We start from the raw sequence: 21,938 nt of genomic DNA on the forward strand, positions 1-21,938 counted from the left end.
AAAAGGTGCTCAAAGAATATAGCTTTTATACACGTTTTTGTATAATGGAGAGATAGAGACATCAAAGGGGGAGAACGGATGAAATGGCAAACAGAGAGTGAACTAAGGGAGCTCCTGACAGCTCTTATGCAGTATGAAAGCATATCAGGTACAACAGGAGAAGTCGCGTTAGCGGAATATTTATATTATTTGCTAAGGGAGCGGCCTTATTTTGAGCAGAACCCTCATCATTTGGCTTTGCATCCGATGAAAGATGGCCGGTATTATTTAACGGCACTTGTGAAGCGTAGTACGCTGCGGCGTACCGTGCTGCTTCTTAGTCACTTTGATGTAGTCGATACAGAAGATTACGGCGAATTTCAAAACATGGCATGCAAGCCTGAAGAGTTAATGGCTTCCTTTTCGCAAAAAAGTGAGCTTCTTCCAAAGAGGGCAAGAGAGGACCTTGCTTCAGGCGACTGGTTGTTTGGAAGAGGGGCCATGGATATGAAAGCAGGTCTCACCGTACAGCTTTCTATGCTGGAAAGAGCGATGACAGAAACATTTGATGGAAATATCCTGCTCGTCACAGTTCCTGATGAGGAAGTCAATTCACAAGGAATGCTTGAGGCTGTGCCGAAATTAAAAGAGCTTAAAGAAAAACATGATCTTGACTATAGCGCGTGTTTAAACAGTGAGCCGATGTTTGAAAAGTATCCAGGGGATGAACATCATTATATGTATACAGGCAGTATAGGAAAGGTATTAGCCGGATTTTTCTGTAAAGGGATTGAAACACATGTAGGAGAGCCTTTCTCAGGCTTAAATGCGAATTTTATGGTATCTGAACTAAACAGGCTGTTAGAGCTCAATAGTGATTATTGTGAGGAAGTAGATGGTGAAGTAACACCGCCTCCAACGAACTTAATGCAAAAGGACTTGAAAGAAGCCTATTCCGTTCAAACACCTCACACAGCCGTATCTTTATTTAATGTGCTCATGATGAAACGTTCAAGTGAAGAACTGCACGGACTTCTCTATGAAACTGCGAAACAAGCAGCAGACCAAATCGAGGCCAATCTTCAGCAAAAAACAGCTGACTTTCAGCGCTTTAAACACTTTACTCCAATTGACACTCAGGTGACGGTTCTTACGTATCACGAGCTGTATCAAAAAGCCGCAGAACGCTCTGGTGAACAGGAAGTCGAGCGCATTGTCAATTATGCATTCGCCAACCGAGGTGAACTTGGAGATCGTGATTTTTCAACGAAAATTGTCTCGGAGCTGACGACGCTATGTAAGGAAGAAGGGCCGCTGATTGTGCTATTTTATAGTCCGCCATTTTACCCTTCTGTGTCCTCAACAGAAGATCCGCATATTCAGACGACATTCAAGAAGGTTCAAAAAGAGGCAAAAGAGGTATATGGACTTGAAGTAGAGGAAGTGAAATATTTCCCGGGATTGTCTGATTTAAGTTACTTACAGCTCGAAAAGCAGGAAGTAGGTCATTATACAACCAATATGCCGCTTTACCAAAAAGGCTATTCTTTACCGCAAGGAGAAAAGGAAGCCCTTTACGTTCCAGTCATCAACGTAGGTCCACTAGGAAAGGACCCGCACAAATGGACAGAACGGCTGCACGTCCCGTTCTCTTTTGGCATTTTGCCAGAATTGCTAGAATCAACGATTCATGCTTTATTAGAGAAAAAATAAGTAGATGTAATGAAGAGCTCTATCTTGATGATAGGGCTTCTATTTAATAAATAGAAGCTGCTATTAAAGAAGAATTACATTTATTTGAAGGGGGGGAGAAAATTAAATGGAAACTGGGAAATTAACAAAATCAGACATCATCACATCGCTTCAGGAAAGTATGCGTGAACTAGAGAAGCTAGTGGAGGCTTGTGATGATTATACACTGGATCAATCTTTGGGGGAGGAGAAATGGTCAATCAAGCAGCTCACCGGGCATTTGTATGACACAGAAGAAGTCTGGTCAGAGCGGATAGAGCAGGCGATATCAAATCATCACACGCCCTTTCAATCATATGATCCTGAAATGTATGTGAAAGAAAGAGCGTATGAATGGTATAACGCAGAAGAGATCAAAGCATTGATCAAACGGATGAAAGAGAGAAGAAACAACACGCTTCGGCTATTAGAAAAAGATATATGGGAACAATCAGGTCTGCATCCGGAAGAAGGAGTGATGACCGTCCAAGTATTAGCTGAAACCATCGCTTTACATGAACAACATCATCTGGATCAAATCAAAGCCATCATGTCAATGAGGCAGTGAAAAAGCACCTGGATCAAAACAGGTGCTTTTCACATTCATTTATACGTGCTTGCTGAAAACATTTCGTTTAATTCTGTTGCGCGTTTAGTGGCTGTTTTGACACAATCGACAACTGCCTCTTCAAATTGATAGGCAGCCAGTGTATTCAGGCCGGCTTCTGTTGTTCCGCCTTCACTTGTGATTTCTTTGCGCAGTTCGGCCGGCTCTTTTCCGCTGTCTTGAAGCATATTAGCGGCGCCCGCAATCATTTGGCAAATGAGTAATTTCGCAGTTGCTTGGTCCATTCCAAGTTCTGAAGCACCTCGCTCCATTCCTTCAATCAAATGATAAATGAAGGCAGGGCCGCTGCCTGCGATGGCTGTCACAGCATTTAGCTGCGATTCATCTAATACTGTGACATGCCCGATCGTTTCAAACAGCTCGACGGCCTTTTTCTTTTGCTCCTCTGTCACTTCATGACTTACGGCAATACCAGTTGCTGACTGCTGAATCGCCGCTGATGTATTTGGCATCGCACGAACGACTGCACTCTTTCCGCCAGCATAGTGTTGAATCGTTTCAATAGAAATACCCGCTAAAATAGAAATGATCAGCTGTCCATGTAAATGAGGACGGACTTCAGAAATTCCGCTTTCTGCATCCTTCGGTTTTAAGGCAAAAACGAGAATATCCGCTTCTTCATAAATAAAGGACCGAGCGAAATCCGTTTTGACCCCATAACGCGCCTGTAATTCCTCTAATCGTTTTTCATTCGTTTTGTTTGTCACAATGATATCTTCATTCGACATCATGCCGCTTTTTAATAAACCTTTGATCATAGACTCTGCCATTGAGCCTGCACCGATAAATCCAATTTTACTCATAAGCTGCTCCTCCTTGTAGAAAATAAAAAAACCTCTCGCCTGAAAAGGACGAAAGGTTTTTCGCGGTACCACCCTCAATTAGCATGCAAACATGCATACTCAGCTCTAGTCCCTTAACGCGGGAAACGTTTAGGTTTGCCTAACAGCTCAAAGGGCAGGTTCAGCAAATAAGAGGATGGTGAAGTCTTTCAGCCGGCGGACCTCACTCTCTTGCATCATTATTTTGCTTACTAATCCTTGTCATCGCACATCATATATTTGTTGTTCATTATGCAACGATGGACAAGTTTATGTCAATAGGGGCAGTTAAAAAAATTGCCCGTCTAAACCGCATGACAGTCTGCCTTTTGCAAGATACAATGAAGTAAGAAGGCTTAAGTACCCACAATCATGAGTCAAAAAGCAGGAGATGACGTATAAAAGTGAAAGAAGACATCATTCAATTATCCATCCCGACGCCGTTTGCTGTTGGGGATGTGTATGCATATGTATTAAAAGGAGAGGCCGTAACCTTAGTAGATTGCGGGCCGATGACAGAAGAGGCAGAGCATGCTTTTGTCACGCAATTAAAGGAACATCGTTTATCGATAGACGATATTGATCAGGTGGTGCTGACCCATCATCATGCAGATCATGTCGGTCTGTTAAATCTGATGAAACCTCATGTCCGTGTGATCGGACACCAGCTAAATGAACCGTATATTAGTCAGGATCCAGTGTTTAAGCAGCGCCAAGTGGACTTTATGATTCCTTTTTTTCAGCAGTTAGGTGTCCCGCTTCGGCAAAATGAGTGTGAAAAAATGGTGAAGCAATCTTATACATATTCTTGTACTTCACATGTAGATGAGATCATAAAAGAAGGTGATCGTTTAAGCGGGCATGAACACTTCTTTGTGATGGAAACACCCGGACACGCACAATCTCATCTCTCTTTTTTAGATGAAAGAACGGGGAATTTTATTGGCGGCGACCTGCTTTTGACGACCATTTCTTCAAATCCGTTAATGGAAGCACCGTATGAGGGCGAGGAACGTCAAAAATCACTGCTTCAATATAAAGCATCACTCAATCGGTTATTGCGTCTGCCAATCAAGACGATTTATCCAGGACACGGTCAGCTCATCACGTCCCATCATGAATTGATTGAAGAAAGATTTAAAAAACAAGAGAAACGAGCAAATACGATGTATCAACTGCTTAAACAAAAAGAAATGACGGCCTTTCATCTTTGCCGCAAGCTATTTCCTGTGATGTATGAAGAGGCCTTGTTTTTAACGATGTCTGAGACAGTCGGGCAGCTGGATGTGCTCTTAGAGGCTGGGCGAATTGAAGAAATGCAAAAAGACGGAATCGTCTATTACAGAGCAAACTAAGGAGTGAGACACATGGGGCGATTGACAGGAAAAAGGATTTGGATTACTGGCGCATCTGGGGGCATTGGTAAAAAAATGGCGTACTTGGCAGCAGAAGAAGGCGCAGAAGTCATTATTTCAGCAAGACGAGTGGAAAAGCTTACTAGTGTGAAAGAAAAAATTATGAGTGCTGGCGGGGTGTGTCACATCGCTCAGCTTGATGTCAGCCAGCTTGAGGACATTGATCGCGCGTATGAAGAAGTGGGGCCGGTCGATATTTTGGTCAACAATGCCGGCTTTGGCGTATTCGATCTCGTCGAAGATGCCTCCATAGAGGAAATGGTGTCGATGTTTGAGGTGAATGTGTTTGGCTTAATTGCCTGCACGAAAAAAGTCATCCCTGAGATGAAGCAAAGAGGGCAGGGACATATTATCAATATCGCATCCCAGGCAGGAAAGATTGCGACTCCCAAATCAGCTATTTATTCCGCATCAAAGCATGCCGTTCTTGGATTTTCAAACAGCCTCAGAATGGAGCTGGCAGACTCAGGCATTCACGTGACGACGGTCAACCCAGGACCAATTGCCACAGACTTCTTTACCATCGCTGACCGCAGCGGTGAATATGTGAAGAACGTTGATTTTATGATGCTGAGTGCGGACAAGGTGGCAGGGAAGGTCGTATCTGCCATGATGACGAAAAAGAGAGAGATTAATCTGCCTGGCTGGATGAACGCTGGCAGCAAATTGTATCAGTTATTCCCATTTTTATTTGAAAAAGCAGCACGAAAAGCGATGATGAAAAAATAACAAAAAAGAAACCGGTGTTGAACTGGTTTCTTTTTTTGAGGTATGGCTTCATTGTGACACTTTCTATATCCGTCTTGCCGCTTGCTGAAGCGGGTCCCATACACTGTTAAACGGCGGTGCATAGCTAATATCTAAATCTTCAAGATCTGTTATGGTCAGCTCTTGGTAAAGGGCAGTCGCCACGATATCGATCCGTTTATCTACACCGTTTCTGCCGATGATTTGGGCACCAAGCAAGGTATGGTCATCGCTTCTGTAAATCAGTTTCACTTTCATTTTCTCCGCTTCTGGGTAATACTTCGCGTGATCTGTACTATCAATGGTGATGACGGAGAAAGGAATGTCCGCCTCTTTTGCTTCTTTTTCTGATAAGCCTGTTCGTCCCGCTGTCACGTCCATAAATTTCATGACGGCTGTTCCAGTCACGCCTTGAAACGCCCGGTTTGTCCCTGTCATATGAAATCCTGCGATTCTCCCTTGTTTATTCGCAGTTGTGCCGAGCGGAATATAATCCAGTGATTTTTTGATGCGGTGATAGGTTGCTGCGCAATCACCGGCAGCATAAATGTCTTTTATATTGGTTTGCATGTATTGATTTACTGCAATAGCGCCATTTTGAAGACGCTTGATTCCGGTATGATGTAAAAAGGAGGTTTGCGGAGTGACACCGATGGCCATGATGACCATATCTGTTTGTATGGTTTGTTTGTCTGTGATAACAGCTGTGACATGTGACTTGCCTTCTAATTGCTGTACCGTTTCTCCAAGCGATACGTTAATGCCCTTGGCGTCAGCCTCTTCTTTAAGGTATTTTGCCATATCGGAGTCAAAGCCCGGGCCGAGTGCTGCTCCCCGCTGAATGATATGTACGTTTTTTCCGAGCGCTTTTAAATTTTCAGCCATTTCAAGGCCGATATATCCACCGCCAATGATCGTGACATGTGTGATGTCCTTTTTTAAATGGTCTAAAATGGACAGCGCATGCGGGATGGTTTTTAATACGTGTACGCCTTCTAATGGCTGTCTGTCTAAATCCAGTGTGACAGGGCTTGCTCCTGTCGCAATTAAGAGGCGGTCGTAGCTTTCTGTAAAGGGTTCTTTTGTTTTCGTATGATGACCCGACACTGTTTTTTGCTCTGGGTCAATGGAGGTCACTTCGTGTAAGCATCTGGCGTCAATTCCATATTTCTCACGAAAGGTTTCAGCACTGCGTGCGATCAGCTTTCTGTGATCATCAATGAGACCGCCGATCAAGTAGGGGAGTCCGCACTGTCCATATGAGAAAATCTCTCCTTTTTCAAAAGCAACAATGTATGCATTTGGATCCTCTCTATATATTTGCATAGCGCAGCTCATTCCAGCTGCATCTCCGCCAATCATCACATATTTCATTTAGTGTGCTCCCTTCTATCTATCGTACTGAATACTCTTATTTACCCTCATTTTCCTTTTTTTAATGCTTTTTTTTTTGCAAAACAAGCAAACTTTCGCTGAAAAATAAAGACAGCGCCTTCATTTTAAGCTACAATCGGATTATCGTCTTTTTGGGTTACGAGTTTAGTGAAGATTGGTGGGAAAGACTTTGAGTGACACGCGACTAGATTTTAATACGCTATACACGCGCCATACGAGAGAGGCCTGGGCAGCTCTTGGAGAATATATGCCGGTATCTGTTTCAGAAGAGGAAGCAAGAGCGCTGCAAGGGTTAAATGACTATTTATCGCTTGAAGAAGTTCGAGATATTTACATACCGCTTATTCGTTTTCTGACATTACATGTCTTTGCAGAAAAACAAAAAAACCAGCATGTGAATGCCTTTTTAAACTACCCGCATCATGCCAAAATTCCCTTTTTAATTGGAATTGCTGGAAGTGTAGCTGTCGGAAAAAGCACAACGGCTCGTATCATTGAAACGCTTTTATCGAGGCTTGGAGATGGGCTGAAGGTGAGTCTTGTGACAACAGATGGCTTTTTATATCCTCAAAAAGAATTAAAGGATCGAGGGCTGATGGAAAAGAAAGGCTTCCCGGAAAGCTATGATGTCAAAGCCCTGCTGTCTTTTTTGAATGAATTAAAATCAGGTAAACAAACTGTGCATGCCCCGGTATATTCGCATCTGACCTATGACCGGCTTGAAGGGGTGTATGAAACAGTAGAGGATGCGGATATTGTCATTATTGAAGGAATCAATGTGCTCCAATCACCAGCGCTGGATGATTTGAAGGATGAACCGCGTGTGTTTGTATCAGATTTCTTTGATTTTTCGATTTATGTAGACGCCGCTGAAACGCAAATTCAATCATGGTATAAAGAACGATTTCGTTTGCTAAGAGAAACAGCCTTCCAAGACCCTGAATCCTTCTTTCATCAATATAAAGATTTGACGGATGAAGAGGCAGATCAAATGGCAAGCACCATTTGGAATACCGTGAACCGCCCTAATTTATATCAAAATATTTTACCGACAAAATATCGGGCTGATCTCATTTTGAAAAAAGGGGATCAGCACAAGGTGGAAGAGATCGCCATCCGCCGGGTATAAAGAAAAAACCGCTCAAACGAGAGAGCGGTTTTTTTAATGATCTCCACTTACTTTAACAGCTATGGCTGCTGCCGATCGCTTTTTTAGACGGTAATATCCAATGAGCAAGAACGGAACGCCTGCGATGGTGATGATCGACAAGACCGTAAAAATGGAGAGGGGATGAGCTGCGCCAAAATAGTCAATGCACAGTCCGCCGACAAATGGTCCGATGACACTGCCGAGCTGAGAAAATCCCATCGCCCCAAAGTACGATCCCTTCACTTCAGGTTTTGCAATATTGTCTACAAAAAGATCCATCATCGCAAACAGCAGAACCTCCCCAATCGTAAACACGACAATGATGAAAGCAAGCATGCCGAGACTTTGTGAAAAAGCAATGGCAAACAAACTGCCGGCAAGAAGAATATTCCCGGTGGTCAGCGACAAAATGGTGGAGTAGCGCTTCGCAATCATGATGAGCGGATATTGTACGACAATGACAACCACTGCATTTAAAGATAAAAGATATCCAAACAGTTTAGGACCATCCTCAATCATAGGTGACGCTGATAAGTATTGAGGCAGCGTTGAGCTTAAATGCGAATACCCGAACGAACATAAGGTAACGCCGATGAGGATGATGCTAAAGACCGTATCTTTTTGGATAATGGAAAGGGCTTTTTTGACGCTGATTTGTTTCGTACTTTCTGGAGCAGCAACTGGATGCTTCTGAAATTGCCAGGCCAGTGTTAATCCATATAACAAATAAATGAAGGCAGCGACAAGAAATGGAAATGTTGTTTTCGATGATCCTAGATATAAGCCAAGCAGCGGGCCGAAGATCACCCCGATATTAATGGCCGTATACCGTAAATTAAAAACAAACAACCGAATACTTGATGGGGTGACATCGGATAAGAGTGCCTTAGACGTCGGTTCAAACAGTGCCCGGCACAGTCCATTTAAAGCGTTCATGAGAAAGAAGACCCAAATGGCATCTGCAAACGCAAAGCCAACAAAAACAAGTGTCCAGCCGAAGATGGATAGAAGCATGACCTTTTTCCTGCCGATTCGGTCAGAAACATAGCCGCCGTAAAAACTCGCCACGATCCCAATAAGGGAGCTGACGGCAATGATTAACCCAGCTGAAGAAGCTGAAGCCCCTTTGACTTGTGTCAAATAAACGGCCAAAAAAGGAATGCTCATGGACGTCGCCATTCGGCCGAATATGGTGCCGATGATGATCGTCCAACTAAGTGGATGTAAAGTACGTAAGTTATTTTTCATGATGTTTCTCCCCTGAGTGTTAAGATGTTCCAATCATACATGAAAAATTGTGCAAATTAAATACACAATTTGATGGAGGAGACATCCGTCATATGGCAGAGGAGCCTTTAATGGCCCCGCAAATTCGAAGTCTTGTTTTTTTCTCCCGGTGCTTCTATGTCTTTTAGTATGCTGATTCGTACGATCACTTAAAGACAATTTAATCAAGATCAATCGCGACAATTTGCTGCAAGGACAGGTGGAGAACATCTTCATCATTGACGATTTTTATGCGCTGCGTTTCATAATGAATGGTTTTCACCCAGCCCCAAAACTGCTGTTTCATACCTGCTGCAGCATATGTCACGCAAATCGCTTGATCCTCTGTAATCGACTGTGTGATCAAAAAATTCATTTCCTCTAACTGGTCAGGACTCAGCGAAGGAGGCGTGTATTCTTTTTTCTTCCGTTTTTGAGCAAGCAGCTGTTCACGGTGCTCTGGGAGCATCATTCGGCTTGATTCCCACATGATGTTGTATCCAGGTGTTAATTTATTGGGATTCATGGCTGTTCGCCTCCGTTATTTGTAATGTCCACCAATTTTTTCGGCGCGGTGATACGCCTGCCCTGCGCTTGTTAGTGACGAGGCGTGCAAGAGTGCAGCAGGTCCATACTTCATATGGATGGCATCAAATACTTTGCTGAGTCTGTCTTTTTTGAAATGGTGATCAAATAAACTCAGCTGATAGTGGCTGTCAGGCTGCAGCTGCGAGAGAGTAATACCTACACTGCGAATGGGCTGGCCGTCCCAGTGCTGCTGACATAGCTGAATAGCTGCGTCTGCAATATCTGTCCCGTATTGTGTGGGGGAATGGAGCTTGATTTGTCTATGAAATCCAGTCGGATGAGAAAAATCAGCGCCTCTTACGCCAACAGACACCGTTTGCCCAACATAATGCTTAAAGCGCGCACGTCTTGCCACTTCTTCACTCAATTCAAGAAGGGCGACTTTGATGTCCTCAAAGGACGCATAATCATGGGGAAGGGTCATATGATGCCCAACCGCTTTTTGCTGATCATGTGTGTGAAGAGTGACCGGGGAGGGATCGTGTCCTAAAGCTGTTCGCTGCAGAAGCTCCCCGTTGATTCCCCAGCGTTTTTTTAGCCGGTCTAACGGATAAGCAGCAAGCGTCCCGATGGTACTGATGCCCATTCGTTTTAAGTGGTGCTCCATCCGTTTGCCGACGCCAAATAATTTTCCAATCGGAAGCGGCCATAAATCAGCCGCAACCCGGTCTGCACGAAGTTCATAGATGCCAGATTTGTTTTTTTTAGCAAAATGGTCACAGGCCATTTTAGCGAGCACTTTATTAGGACCAATGCCAACACGTGCGTAAATGCCTGTCTGGTTCATAATGGTCGTTTGTATATTTTGAGCGATCTCGCGGGGTGAACCGAGAAGTGTCACACTTCCCGTAATATCGAGAAACTGTTCATCAATTGAATAGGGTTCGACAAGATCCGTGTATTGTTCAAGCAGTTCTGTCATCATGACAGAGACATCAAGGTAGCGCTGCATACGTGGACGTACGACGACGGCTTCAGGGCATTTCTCCTGTGCTTCCCATAATCTTGATGCATTTTGTACGCCCCGTTTTTTAGCGAGCGGGCAGGCCGCAAGTACGACCCCGCTTCGCCGCTCGGGATCTCCTGAGACGATGAGCGGCACATCCTTCAAATGGGGAGCCTCCACTTTTTCGACTGACGCATAAAACGACTGCATATCCACAAGCAGAATGGCTCGTTCATTCATGATTTTCACCTCTTAGAACATATGTTCTGTATACATTTTAACCGCCAGAAGGTGAAATTGATACTGGTAAATCATTCAAAGAGAAGAGTGTAAATCCATACAAAAAAGACGAAGTGTCTCCACTTCGTCTCATCTGGGTAAAATGAGCCATTTTAAGCATGTGCTAAGTTATTGGATGTTTGAAGCGGCTCAGAACGCAAACGATAGGCCGTTAGTTTTTTCTTAGGCTTATGGGTAAACTGCCGCACCACATCCACGTGGTCATCGTAATGATACAGATAAAGGGTTACATCATGCTTGCCAAGCTTTGTTTGCATGGTAAGCGGCGCCGGCCCTTCCTGCGGATGAAGAAAACGCTCTTCGTCACCAGGATAAATATAATAGCGTTCAATAAAGATCGCATCATTAAAATGTTGAATAATTTCGGATGTTTGCTGATCATCGAGTGGACGTCCTTGAAACGTCATCGTTGTTTGATCACTTGTTACTTTTGCATGCACCGCATAACGACTAAAAAGGCGTTCAACAACACCCGAAGGCAGCGAAGTGACAAGCAGCTTTAAAAGACTAAACACAACAAGTGAAGTAACAATCCAAACCAATATCATCATCTCCAATAAACGTTTGTTCCATTTCCTATATGAACCATCTTAACATAACAAAAGAATAAAACTTTCGCACAAAAAGTGAACTTTTTGAAATAAGTGTGAAGATTTAAAAGGAGATGACAGCGAAAGAACGAAGAACCAACAAAGCTGAAAGGAAAAAAGGCTGATACATCACCTTTACAAACAATTGATCAGACAGGTAGACTATTGAAACAGTTGATTTTTTGTGAAAAAAGAGCGGTACAGCTAAAAATGAAAAGGGGCGAGGCCATCATGATACGTCAAGTGAAGCCGTCAGATTTTTATGCGGTCACATCCGTCATTCAAAGCTGGTGGGGAGGCAGAGATTTACGAGCGAAATTGCCAAAGCTATTTTTCGAACATTTTCAGCAAACAAGTTTTGTCGTTGTTGAAAAAGGTGAACTGATCGGCTTTTTAGTCGGTTTTTTATCGCAATCGCATTCAGATGAAGCGTATATTCACTTTGTTGGGGTACATCCAGACCACCGGAAATTGAAGATTGGCAAAATTCTCTATCAAGCGTTTTATGAAGCGGCTGAAAAGGAAGGAAGAACAACGATTAAGGCTATTACAGCTCCTGTCAATAAAGTCTCGATTGCTTACCATACAAAGCTCGGTTTTCAGATAGAAAAGGGAGATAAAACAGTGGATGGTATTTCAGTTTTTTCAGATTACGACGGCATTCATGAAGACCGGGTGCTATTTGTGAAAAAGCTGGAGGCGAAAGCATGATCATCAGACTGGATCAAAAAAATGAAGAACAAGCGAAAGAGCTGTTACATATCCAATTGGCTGCATATCAGCGGGAGGCAGAACAAATTGGCTATCAAGATTTACCGCCCTTAAAAGAAACGGTTCAAGACATAATAGAAACAGATGAGATTTTCATAGGCTTTGAAAAAGAGGGGCATTTGTTAGGAATCGCTTCATATGAACTGCATGATGATCGGATCATCCTCAGCCGGTTAGCTGTGCACCCACAACATGTCAATCAAGGAATCGGGACAGCGCTCCTGCAATCCATTATCCAGTATCAAAAAACAATCGAGCTCACAACAGCAGAGGCAAATACACCAGCAATCAAGCTTTATGAAAAACTAGGGTTTAAACAGAAGGCCCGTTTGCAGGTGGAAAACAATCTGATGTTAACAAAGATGGAACGTTTGATGCTTCGAAAGGTGGAAGTGATTGAATACCAATCGAGCTGGCCAAAACAATTTCAAGATGAGCATGACAAGCTGAAAAAGATAGTCGGCGACAACTGGGTATATGGCCACCATATTGGCAGTACGTCAGTCATAGGAATGGCGGCTAAGCCAATTATTGATATCTTGCTAGAGGTGAAGCATATCAGCACCTTAGATGAGTGTAACCACCTGTTTCGCCAGCTTGGATATGAACCGCTCGGAGAAAATGGACTCAAGGGAAGACGTTTTTTTAGAAAAGGCGGCTTGAACCGAACACATCACGTTCACGCCTATGAAGCCGGACATGATGATGTAAAAAGGCATTTGGTGTTCCGAGATTATTTAAAAGCTGCACCTGATCGTGCCAAAGCCTATGCAGATAAAAAGCGTCAATTGGCAAAAGCCTATCCTGAAGATATGGCAAGTTATATCAAAGGAAAAGATGAGCTCATTAAAGAAATTGAACAAGAAGCGTACAATTGGTCAGACCAGTTAAAGACAAATGATCAGACATAAGAGCTAACAGGGCGTGAACATGTTTAATTGATGACTGATATGTTACAATGTAACAATCAACGAAAAAAGGATGTTCGGCATGTATATTCATATAACAGAACCAGCAGCAGCGTTCCTTACAAAACAACAAGCAGGGCATGAAACAAAAGAACTGCTCCTTCGATATGATTCAGATGGGTGCGGCTGTGCGGTAAGCGGTGTCCCAATGATTTGGCTCACAGGTGAAAGAACAGGCGAATGGGAAGAACTCAAGCATAATCAGCTCTTTAAGCTGTACATACACACAGCACAAAAGGTCTTTTTTGACGAGGAAATGACGATTGATTTTAACGAAAAAGCCAACACACTCATGTTGAAAAGTCCTCAACAAATACTCAGCCCGAGAATGGGTATACTTGTAAAGTAAGGTGGAAATGTAGTGGATCAAAAGCTAAAAGTGATACAAAATACGGCACAAAATAAAACATGGGTGTCGTTTTTAAATAACAATCATCCCTATAGCCTTTTGCACTGGTCAATAGGTGGAATGGATTCGGTGAAAAAGGACGTTTGGCTTCTTCAGGATGAAGTCACATTTGAAACAGAAGAATTTCCAACGCTCGAATTAGCAGTCAATTGGATCAAAGAGAATATGGACCAAGTAACAGATGTATTATAAAAGCCCTTTTTCGGAAGGGTTTTTTTCGTGCGTTCATCATCTCATCAAACCGCATGGCTGTCTAATCCGGAAAATGATCTTTTGGGAACGGAAAAAGCCGTTTTTCAACAAACAATTCGACAAAATGAGCAAGCTGGAAATAAAAAAATAATGGCTGTAAATGCCGAAAAATAGGCATTTGTAGCGTTAATTGCGGGATACCGAAAACTTTGCGAAAAATGACATTTCATATTTCTTCCATTCGAGGAAATGTGATAGAATACAACATGTATCGTATATGAGAAGGGAGGTGCTAAAGTGAATTGAAGCTCAAGCTGTCATCGCCTCAGGTTGGAATCAAAATAAACGAATGGTATAGGCAGATTTGCGGATTTCATGTGATGAAAGCAGAGAAGCTGAAGGCGGAGATCGAGCAGGAAATCCTGGAGATGGAGCAGGATCAAAACTTGTTATTGTTTTACCAGCTGATGGATTTTCGTCACAAGGTGATGCTTGAATATTTTGAACCGGCAAAGAAAGCCTCGAATGATGAAGAGATTAAGAATTTGCTAGAAACGATTGAACATTCACAAACGAAATTAACGGATATGCTTGAATACTATGTTCATTTTTTCACAGGAATGTTTGAATTTGAACAGAGAAACTATTTAAGTGCCATTGCTTATTACCGCTCAGCAGAAAAAAAGCTCAATCTCATATCAGATGATATAGAAAGAGCAGAATTTTACTTTAAATTAGCAGAAATTTACTACCACATGAAACAAACCCACTTTTCGATGCACTATGCCTTGCAAGCGTTAGATACGTATTCTGCTTACAGAACGTACACGCTGAGAATCATCCACTGTGAATTTGTCATTGGTGCAAACTATGATGATTTGAAATGCTATGAACATGCATTGCCCTACTTTAAAAATGCTCTAAAGCGAGCACGCTCAATTGGAAACCCTCGAGTCATAGGTTCGGCCCTTTTCAACTTAGGTAACTGTTATTATCAAATGAACGATCTTGCGGAAGCAAGCCGTTATCTGAAAGACTCTATTGAAGTGTTTGAAAAGGAGAATTTAACCCATCTTAATCGCTCTCTAGACCCACTATTTATGCTGACACAAATCCTGTTTAAACAAAAACAAATAGAAGAGTCGTTAACCCTCTATCAACAAGGTATTATGAAGGCCTGTGAATTAGAAGATGAAATTTACATCTGCAAATTTCAGTTCTTAAAAGCATTATACGTTGATGCAGACATAACAATCATAGACGATACATTAGACCTGCTCGAGGACAAGCGCTTATACCCAGATATTGAGGAATTGGCACTTGATGCGGCTCATTATTACAATGAGCTTGGACTGTTTGAAGTATCTACCCGGTTTTACGAAAGGAAAATTCAAGCCATATCAAAAATCCAAAATGGGGGTCATTTATATGAAAACGAGTTTGATAGTTCTTTTATTGGCAGCAACTGCAGGATTATCGGTCATGAGTCAGCAGCAATCGGAAGAGAGCCATATGGAGCTTGCGGGCAGACACCATACAACAGTGGTGACTATCGTATAAGTTAGCTCAAAAAGAGGGGACGAACTGCTGTTCATTCTCCTCTTTTATTTTCATTCAATTCAAATCTTTGAAGAAATGCTTGAATTTCTTGCTCATAAGCTTCCTTATTTTCGCTAAAAGACATTGCATGCGCACCGTGTGGCGCAATAAATAACTGTTTGTCGCCCTTTTTTCGTGCATATAACTGCTGACTTTGCTCACAGGGGATATAGTCGTCATGGCGGCTATGAATAAAAAGTACAGGTTCTTTCACCTGATCAATCACATCAAGAGGGGAAACTTGCCGGATGCGGTATCCGTCCCGCCATTTTAACACTTGATCACTTAGTGGAAGAATCCACTCTCCTGAAAGGCGAAAATCTGTTTTTAATCGATAAAGAAGCTGGTCCTCAAAAGAAGCAAAAGGGCAGTCTGCTATGTAAAAATTGGCGTTTGCTTCCGGCTTTGCAGCATATAACAAGGTCGTGACTGCACCCATTGATTCCCCGTGTATCCCAATGATGGCACTTTCTCCGAGTTTTTGTCTGAGCCACTTTACGATCTTTGCTAGATCTTCTTTTTCATAATATCCATAACTCGTGGTTTTTCCGCCGCTCATCCCATGTCTTCTATGATCATAAAGCATCACATTCCATCCGAGCTTTTGGAATAATTTCATATACTTAACGGAGTTAATCAAACTGACTGTAACACCGTGGCAAAGGACGATTGTGCGTGTTGTATGTGGATACGGCACAAAATAGCCATGGAGATCATAACCAAATGCTGAAGGAATACACACTTTCTCTTTTTTAAGCTGTTGAAATTCCTCATGATGATAATGGCCTCCATCTGATTCTCGTTTGATGAGCTCTTCAACCGTTAATTTTCGAATATACATCATTTTATTGGTGAAAAAAATGCCGACTGCAGCGAGTGGACATAATATGAAGGCAAATATAGCGATCCATTTCTTCATCTAGCCGATTCTTCCTTTCCGGAGTTTTTTCTATGACGATCATACCACATCTTGGGAGATTGGCGTGCCTCTTGCTCAGAAAATAAAACGGATGATACACTAAGTCAAAAGGAGAGAGGCACAATGAAAAAGACCAAACAAGATCAAGCGAAATTAAAGGATGGCATAAACGATGATGTCAAACAGCAGCTTCTTCAAATGAAGCAGAACCTTGCCGTCGAAACAGAAAAAAGAGAAGAACAAAAACGACAAGACCTCCTTCGGCAGCAGAAAGAAAAAGAAAAAAACAAAAGCTTTTCAGAGCTGCTAGATGAAAGCCATTTAGACTGGCGAAAGTATAAAAGCTAAAAAAGGGAGCAATGAAGCTCTCTTTTTTCAGTTCATCATCATTGAGATAGATCCACAGCAGAAACATAAGTGCTTAAAAGAAAAACACTTATGCCCTCTTCTCTTTTTATGAGAGAAAAATCCACTTTATCAGATGAACTGATCAAATAAGCTACAATCAGCTCCAGAAAAAAGGTGCATAAACGGAGCTGTGCAATAGAGGCTTCTCCACAGCCTGTTGAGCATCATACATACGCTAAAATAAAAAAATGTAGAAAAACGTAAGTTTTTCTACAATCTCAGAGATGATCTTTTTTCTTATTTGAACCGGTGCGCCTCATACACAAATGATTTTGTATAGTATGTCAATGCTTTGATTTCTTGATCACCTAAAGAACGTGCATTTGCTGCTGCTATATTTTCTTTTAACTGATCCACTGAGCTTGCACCAAATACAACGGAACTGACCGCAGAATGTTTCAGTATATACTGAATGGACAATTCAGTGAGTGATAGGTCATAAGCGACTTTCTTTAAAGAAGGAATGATCTGCTGAAGCTCTTCAAATGAATATTGAAGATAGCCGTTTTTTTGAATCGCTGCACTTGCTTGAGAAAGTGGCTTTTCAGTTAATAATCCTTTCGCTAAAGGACCTCTTGCGACGACACTAATGCTTTGTTCTTCAAGTAGAGAGAACCATTCTTCTGGGCGGCGGTCGAGTAAACTATATTGCATCATCACGCTTACGATATTGGACTTTTTGGCATATTCTTTAATGACATTTGGACGGATAGATGAAATGCCATAATAGCGAATTACGCCTTCCTCTACTAACTCTTCAAAAGCCTCAATCGTTTCATCAATGGGGTCATCAATCGTGCCTCCGTGCAATTGATATAAATCAATATAATCTGTTTGAAGCCGCTTGAGGCTTTGTTTTACTGCTTCCTTTATGTACGCTTTTGAAGGGTCCCAGTCCCAGCCCGGTTTGCCTTTTTCAAAGCGGTTGCCGCCTTTTGTCGCCAAAATCAAATCCTGCCGTCTGTTTTTAATGGCTTCCCCGACAATTTCCTCATTTGTCCCAAAATCATATAAATCGGCTGTATCCAAATAGTTAATTCCGAGATCAATGGCCTCATCTAATAAAGAGAGCGCTTTTTCTTTTTCCGTCCCAAGAGACATGCACCCTAGTGCCGCCTCGCTCACTAAGAGATCTGAGGTGCCAATTCGTCTTTTTTTCAATTCCATCACACTCCTATCCTTTCACATTAAGTGAAAAAAATCAGGAATTCAAGCTAGGTGATTTCAAATGGCGCATTGAAGCAAGCGTTTCGCTTTTCGCTTCTCTTAAATCATCTATGTTAAAATAAATGAAGTAAAAAGTGAAAGTAGAACGAGGAGCTGACAAAATTGAAGGACTTTGAAGAAAAAACATTATCGTCGAAAGAATTATACAGCGGAAAAATCATTGATTTGGTTCTTGAAGATGTAGAATTGCCTAATGGAAAACAAGGCAAACGCGAAATCATTAAACATCCTGGTGCAGTAGCCGTCATTGCACGTACAGACGAAAATAAAATCATCTTGGTCAAACAATACCGTAAAGCCCTAGAGAGAGCCATCGTTGAAATTCCGGCCGGAAAACTAGAAAAAGGGGAAGAGCCCGCACATACAGCATTAAGAGAATTAGAAGAAGAAACAGGATATACAACTCAGCAGCTTCAAAAGCTGACGGCCTTTTATACATCACCTGGTTTTGCAGATGAAATTGTTCACATCTATCTAGCAGATCAGCTAGTTCCGCTTGAAGAAAAAAGAGAGCTGGATGAAGATGAATTTGTCGAAGTCATGGAAGTTTCATTAGAAGAAGCCTTGCACCTCATTGAAGAGCAGCATATTTATGATGCAAAAACAGCCTATGCCATTCAGTACTTACAACTGCAAGAGGTACTTGAGTCAACAAAATGAAGGAATTTTTTGCAGACATCCATATCCATATTGGCAGAACAAGAACAGGCAGAGCTGTCAAAATTACAGGTGCAAGGTCACTGACAATTGATCAAATTCTTATTGAAGCAGCAGAAAGTAAAGGGATGGGGATGATTGGTGTGATTGATGCACAATCTCCAGAAGTCCTAGAAGAATTAATAGAAGGTGTAGAGGAAGGCAGGTACACTGAACTAAATGACGGCGGTTTATCATTTGGACAGACAGTGCTGCTTTTGGGCAGTGAATTAGAAATCAATGATGACCATTCAAAGGGTCCAATTCATGTGCTGGCATTTATGCCCACACTACACAAAATGTCTGAGTTTTCCGCATGGCTTTCGCTTCATATGAAAAATGTGCATTTGAGTTCACAGCGTCTCTATGTTGATGGGAAAACACTTCAGCGCAAGGTTAAGGAGCTGGGAGGTTTGTTTATTCCTGCTCATATTTTTACGCCGCATAAAAGTCTATACGGCAAAGGGGTCAACACTTCTTTAACGGAAGTATTTGATCCTGACCTTATTGATGCTGTTGAGCTTGGTCTTAGCTGTGATACGTCAATGGCGTCCCAGTTGAGTGAGCTGAACCGATATCCCTTTTTAACGAATTCAGATGCTCATTCTTTAGGGAAAATCGCGCGAGAATATACAAAAATCAAAATGGATCATGCCTCTTTTGCCGAATTCAAGCTAGCCCTTGAAGAAAAAGATGGCCGAGCTGTCACAGGAAATTATGGACTTGCTCCGCGGCTTGGGAAGTATTATCATACGACCTGCGAGAAATGCGGGGTTAGACCTCACGCACCAGATCAAAAAGAGTGCCATGTATGCGGACATACACGGATGACAAAAGGAGTAAGTGAACGTTTAGAAGAGCTTGCTGACCAAGAAAGTGAAAAAAGAACGAGACCTCCTTATGTTCATCAGCTTCCGCTTCAGTTTATTCCGGGAGTTGGACCTAAAACACTGGAGAAGCTAAAAGCCGTGTTTCACACAGAGATGAATATTTTACATCAAGCAACAGAACAAGAACTAAAAGCCGTTCTGCCAGAAAAGACAGCGGGCTACATCATCAAAGCAAGGAAGGGCGAAGTCGGACTCATCGCTGGTGGAGGCGGAGTGTACGGTAAGGTGGATATCAATCATGAGTCACATTAAATGGACATGTCACACATTTGAACAATTGTCAAAAGAGGATCTTTACTTGATTCTCATGGAAAGAGTCAACGTGTTTGTTGTTGAACAAACATGCCCTTACCCTGAAATTGATCACAGGGACCAAGAAGCGCTTCATCTCATCGCAAAAGAGAACGGCGTCATTGTGGCGTATTGCCGAATTTTCCAAAACGGGATCATGTACAAAGAGGCGTCCATCGGCCGCGTTCTTGTGACGCAGGCCGGCCGGAAAAAAGGCTATGGAAAGCTGCTGCTCATCAAGGCTTTAGAAAAGCTTAGTGAATTAGGTGAAACAAGTATCAAAATACAGGCGCAAGCCTACCTGAAGTCATTTTACGAATCATTTGGTTTCAAGGCCGTCTCAGATGTTTATGATGAAGATGGGATTCCGCATCTTGATATGGTGAAAACAGAAAGATAGACGTGTATACGTCTATCTTTTTTATGGAACATCGTGTATCATAACGTCAACGAAAGGGGTTTTGCCAAATGGGAAAAAGCAGAGCAAAGAAAACACGAGAGCATATCCAAAGGCAGCACAGCCGAAATCCAGAACTGTCGAGAGGAAACATGCCGCATTTTAGCACACACGAAAGGAAGACAAAAACAAAACGAGAAGCCTTGCAGCATATGATGAAAAAACATAAAGGACGAAATGCTTATGATCACTATCAAGAGGATCATAAGCATTTTTATTTTGCTTTTTTGTGACAACTAGATCAAATAAATGGAAAATTTTAAAAAATAGGACAAACGGTCGTTTCTTTTTGTCTAAAAATGTAGTTAAATGACAAAAAGAAACGAAAGGGAGAGTGAGTATCGTGAACGTCAAGTCATTTGGAGCAGGGCTTTGTATGGCAAGTGTGCTTGTGGCATCGGTCATGTTTGGCACGTCAGATATTTCTGCAAAGGAGCAAGCAAAAAAAGAGTACATGATCGGCTTTTCTTCTTCCGTTCAAGATAAAACACAAAAACAGCTTGTAGAAGAAGCTGGCGGGCATGTGAAAGAATCCATAGAGCAAATAGATATGATGAAAGTGTCATTGAATGAGACTTCGAAAAAGAAACTGAATGAAGCAAAAGAAGTGACCTTCATCGAGGAAGACCAAAAAGCAAAAACTAGCGGTCAAACTGTTCCATACGGCATCAAAAGCATCAAAGCACAAAAGGTACATAAACAAGGATACGCTGGACAGAATGTCAAAGTAGCCGTTCTTGACAGCGGCATCGACGGTAAACATGAGGATTTACATGTCACCGGCGGGGTGAGCTTTGTACCGGCAGAGTCTGATCCGCTTGTTGATCCCCATGAACATGGAACGCATGTGGCAGGCACAATTGCCGCATTAGATAATAAGGTAGGTGTCGTTGGTGTTGCGCCAAAAGCTTCTATCTATGCTGTCAAGGTGGCAGATGAAAATGGTGATGGCTACTATAGCTGGATCATAAAAGGGATTGAATGGGCCATTGAGAATGACATGGATGTCATCAATATTAGTATGGGGGGAGCAAGTGAATCTGAGGCGCTGAAAGAAGCGGTAGATCGAGCGTATGATAAAGGGATTCTCATTGTGGCTTCTGCAGGGAATGAAGGAAGCTATGGCTCTCTCAATACGATTGACTATCCGGCTAAATACAGCTCAGTGATGGCGGTTGCCTCTGTTGACCAAAAAAAGCAAAGAGCCTTTGATTCATCTGTTGGCGAGGAAATCGAAGTCTCAGCACCAGGCGTTTCAACGCTGAGCACCATTCCTCATAACGAATACGGCTACATGAGCGGAACGTCAATGGCATCACCGCATGTAGCGGGCGCTGCGGCTGTCATTCTATCAAAACATCCGAATCTGACAAACGATGAAGTACGCGAGAGATTGTCAAAAACGGCGACAAAGCTTGGAGAACCTTTTTATTATGGTGCCGGGCTTGTGAATGTACAAAAAGCCGCTCGATAAATGAAAAAGAGAAAGCAGTGAGCAGGCTGCTTTCTCTTTTTTCTTTCGATAAAACTGTCATGTTTCGTAATCTCTCTCATA

At 42.3% G+C, this 21,938-nt stretch carries 25 protein-coding genes and 1 other annotated feature; of the genes, 17 read left to right on the forward strand and 8 right to left on the reverse strand.

Features of this window, described 5'->3' with window-relative positions:
• Positions 1-78: 78 nt before the first annotated feature.
• A complete protein-coding gene (locus JJ692_RS10190) occupies positions 79-1,692 on the forward strand; it encodes a M20/M25/M40 family metallo-hydrolase (protein WP_172880468.1) in 1,614 nt (537 codons plus the stop codon).
• A 106-nt stretch (positions 1,693-1,798) separates the two neighbouring features.
• Positions 1,799-2,278 (forward strand): DinB family protein, encoded by a 480-nt coding sequence (locus tag JJ692_RS10195; protein WP_206533704.1) that lies wholly within the window; start codon positions 1,799-1,801, stop codon positions 2,276-2,278.
• Positions 2,279-2,313: 35 nt separating this feature from the next.
• On the opposite strand, the gene proC is transcribed toward JJ692_RS10195, so the two are convergent.
• Complete coding sequence (gene proC, locus JJ692_RS10200) at positions 2,314-3,141, reverse strand: pyrroline-5-carboxylate reductase (protein ID WP_172880472.1); 828 nt, start codon at positions 3,139-3,141, stop codon at positions 2,314-2,316.
• Between the two features lie 41 nt (positions 3,142-3,182).
• Positions 3,183-3,394 (reverse strand) — a binding site (T-box leader).
• Positions 3,395-3,563: 169 nt separating this feature from the next.
• On the opposite strand from proC, the gene JJ692_RS10205 reads away from it, so the two are divergent.
• Both JJ692_RS10205 and JJ692_RS10210 read left to right on the forward strand, forming a co-directional pair.
• Positions 3,564-4,514, forward strand: coding sequence for an MBL fold metallo-hydrolase (locus tag JJ692_RS10205; protein ID WP_025093016.1), 951 nt, complete (start codon positions 3,564-3,566; stop codon positions 4,512-4,514).
• A gap of 12 nt (positions 4,515-4,526) precedes the next feature.
• Entirely contained in the window at positions 4,527-5,303 is a 777-nt protein-coding gene (locus JJ692_RS10210) for an SDR family NAD(P)-dependent oxidoreductase (protein WP_206533705.1), read from the forward strand.
• A 63-nt stretch (positions 5,304-5,366) separates the two neighbouring features.
• Here the strand turns inward: JJ692_RS10210 and JJ692_RS10215 are convergent, their stop codons facing one another.
• Positions 5,367-6,695 (reverse strand): CoA-disulfide reductase, encoded by a 1,329-nt coding sequence (locus JJ692_RS10215; RefSeq protein ID WP_206533706.1) that lies wholly within the window; start codon positions 6,693-6,695, stop codon positions 5,367-5,369.
• Positions 6,696-6,885: 190 nt separating this feature from the next.
• Between JJ692_RS10215 and coaA the strand changes: the two genes are divergently transcribed.
• A complete protein-coding gene (gene coaA / locus JJ692_RS10220) occupies positions 6,886-7,845 on the forward strand; it encodes a type I pantothenate kinase (protein WP_024428044.1) in 960 nt (319 codons plus the stop codon).
• Positions 7,846-7,878: 33 nt separating this feature from the next.
• Here the strand turns inward: coaA and JJ692_RS10225 are convergent, their stop codons facing one another.
• From JJ692_RS10225 to JJ692_RS10240, 4 genes are all read right to left on the reverse strand, one after another.
• Positions 7,879-9,114 (reverse strand): MDR family MFS transporter, encoded by a 1,236-nt coding sequence (locus tag JJ692_RS10225; RefSeq protein WP_206533707.1) that lies wholly within the window; start codon positions 9,112-9,114, stop codon positions 7,879-7,881.
• A gap of 199 nt (positions 9,115-9,313) precedes the next feature.
• Positions 9,314-9,658 carry a YolD-like family protein gene (locus JJ692_RS10230; protein WP_206533708.1) on the reverse strand — a complete coding sequence of 115 codons (345 nt, stop codon included), beginning with the start codon at positions 9,656-9,658 and terminating at the stop codon, positions 9,314-9,316.
• Between the two features lie 15 nt (positions 9,659-9,673).
• Positions 9,674-10,906 (reverse strand): DNA polymerase IV, encoded by a 1,233-nt coding sequence (locus JJ692_RS10235; RefSeq protein WP_206533709.1) that lies wholly within the window; start codon positions 10,904-10,906, stop codon positions 9,674-9,676.
• A 152-nt stretch (positions 10,907-11,058) separates the two neighbouring features.
• Positions 11,059-11,508, reverse strand: coding sequence for a YfmQ family protein (locus JJ692_RS10240; protein WP_024422888.1), 450 nt, complete (start codon positions 11,506-11,508; stop codon positions 11,059-11,061).
• Between the two features lie 279 nt (positions 11,509-11,787).
• Between JJ692_RS10240 and JJ692_RS10245 the strand changes: the two genes are divergently transcribed.
• The 6 genes from JJ692_RS10245 (at position 11,788) to JJ692_RS10270 (ending at position 15,461) form a co-directional block, all read left to right on the forward strand.
• Positions 11,788-12,267: a GNAT family N-acetyltransferase gene (locus JJ692_RS10245; RefSeq protein ID WP_024428048.1), complete on the forward strand. Its 480-nt coding sequence runs from the start codon at positions 11,788-11,790 to the stop codon at positions 12,265-12,267.
• The gene (locus tag JJ692_RS10250) at positions 12,264-13,238 is read left to right on the forward strand and encodes a GNAT family N-acetyltransferase (RefSeq protein ID WP_024422886.1); all 975 of its coding nucleotides are present in this window, start codon (positions 12,264-12,266) and stop codon (positions 13,236-13,238) included. Before JJ692_RS10245 ends, JJ692_RS10250 begins: the two co-directional genes overlap by 4 nt.
• Positions 13,239-13,317: 79 nt before the next feature.
• Complete coding sequence (locus JJ692_RS10255) at positions 13,318-13,644, forward strand: iron-sulfur cluster biosynthesis family protein (protein ID WP_024428050.1); 327 nt, start codon at positions 13,318-13,320, stop codon at positions 13,642-13,644.
• 12 nt (positions 13,645-13,656) lie between these two features.
• A complete protein-coding gene (locus JJ692_RS10260) occupies positions 13,657-13,896 on the forward strand; it encodes a YqkC family protein (RefSeq protein ID WP_024422884.1) in 240 nt (79 codons plus the stop codon).
• 27 nt (positions 13,897-13,923) lie between these two features.
• Positions 13,924-14,070 (forward strand): hypothetical protein, encoded by a 147-nt coding sequence (locus JJ692_RS10265; RefSeq protein ID WP_155762198.1) that lies wholly within the window; start codon positions 13,924-13,926, stop codon positions 14,068-14,070.
• Positions 14,071-14,198: 128 nt separating this feature from the next.
• On the forward strand, positions 14,199-15,461 hold the full coding sequence (locus tag JJ692_RS10270; RefSeq protein WP_024428051.1) for a response regulator aspartate phosphatase: 1,263 nt from the start codon (positions 14,199-14,201) through the stop codon (positions 15,459-15,461).
• Between the two features lie 26 nt (positions 15,462-15,487).
• Here JJ692_RS10270 and JJ692_RS10275 read toward each other — a convergent pair whose 3' ends face one another.
• Complete coding sequence (locus JJ692_RS10275) at positions 15,488-16,414, reverse strand: alpha/beta hydrolase (RefSeq protein ID WP_206533710.1); 927 nt, start codon at positions 16,412-16,414, stop codon at positions 15,488-15,490.
• Between the two features lie 123 nt (positions 16,415-16,537).
• Between JJ692_RS10275 and JJ692_RS10280 the strand changes: the two genes are divergently transcribed.
• Positions 16,538-16,762: a YqkE family protein gene (locus tag JJ692_RS10280; RefSeq protein WP_024422881.1), complete on the forward strand. Its 225-nt coding sequence runs from the start codon at positions 16,538-16,540 to the stop codon at positions 16,760-16,762.
• 297 nt (positions 16,763-17,059) lie between these two features.
• Here the strand turns inward: JJ692_RS10280 and JJ692_RS10285 are convergent, their stop codons facing one another.
• Positions 17,060-17,983 (reverse strand): aldo/keto reductase, encoded by a 924-nt coding sequence (locus tag JJ692_RS10285; protein WP_206533711.1) that lies wholly within the window; start codon positions 17,981-17,983, stop codon positions 17,060-17,062.
• 168 nt (positions 17,984-18,151) lie between these two features.
• Here JJ692_RS10285 and JJ692_RS10290 point away from each other — a divergent pair, with 168 nt between their 5' ends.
• From JJ692_RS10290 to JJ692_RS10310, 5 genes are all read left to right on the forward strand, one after another.
• Complete coding sequence (locus JJ692_RS10290) at positions 18,152-18,709, forward strand: NUDIX hydrolase (RefSeq protein WP_206533712.1); 558 nt, start codon at positions 18,152-18,154, stop codon at positions 18,707-18,709.
• Positions 18,706-19,887: a TIGR00375 family protein gene (locus tag JJ692_RS10295; protein ID WP_041109688.1), complete on the forward strand. Its 1,182-nt coding sequence runs from the start codon at positions 18,706-18,708 to the stop codon at positions 19,885-19,887. Before JJ692_RS10290 ends, JJ692_RS10295 begins: the two co-directional genes overlap by 4 nt.
• Positions 19,874-20,326: a GNAT family N-acetyltransferase gene (locus JJ692_RS10300; RefSeq protein ID WP_073206188.1), complete on the forward strand. Its 453-nt coding sequence runs from the start codon at positions 19,874-19,876 to the stop codon at positions 20,324-20,326. The genes JJ692_RS10295 and JJ692_RS10300 overlap by 14 nt, the downstream gene beginning before the upstream one ends.
• A gap of 68 nt (positions 20,327-20,394) precedes the next feature.
• Positions 20,395-20,616 (forward strand): hypothetical protein, encoded by a 222-nt coding sequence (locus JJ692_RS10305; protein WP_151040033.1) that lies wholly within the window; start codon positions 20,395-20,397, stop codon positions 20,614-20,616.
• 110 nt (positions 20,617-20,726) lie between these two features.
• Positions 20,727-21,857, forward strand: a complete 1,131-nt coding sequence (locus tag JJ692_RS10310) for a S8 family peptidase (protein ID WP_172880488.1) — start codon at positions 20,727-20,729, stop codon at positions 21,855-21,857.
• Positions 21,858-21,938: the final 81 nt, after the last annotated feature.

Origin of the sequence: Bacillus sp. 3a (genome assembly GCF_017161885.1) — a bacterium.
In the GTDB taxonomy this organism is placed as follows: Bacteria; Bacillota; Bacilli; order Bacillales; family Bacillaceae; genus Bacillus; species Bacillus safensis.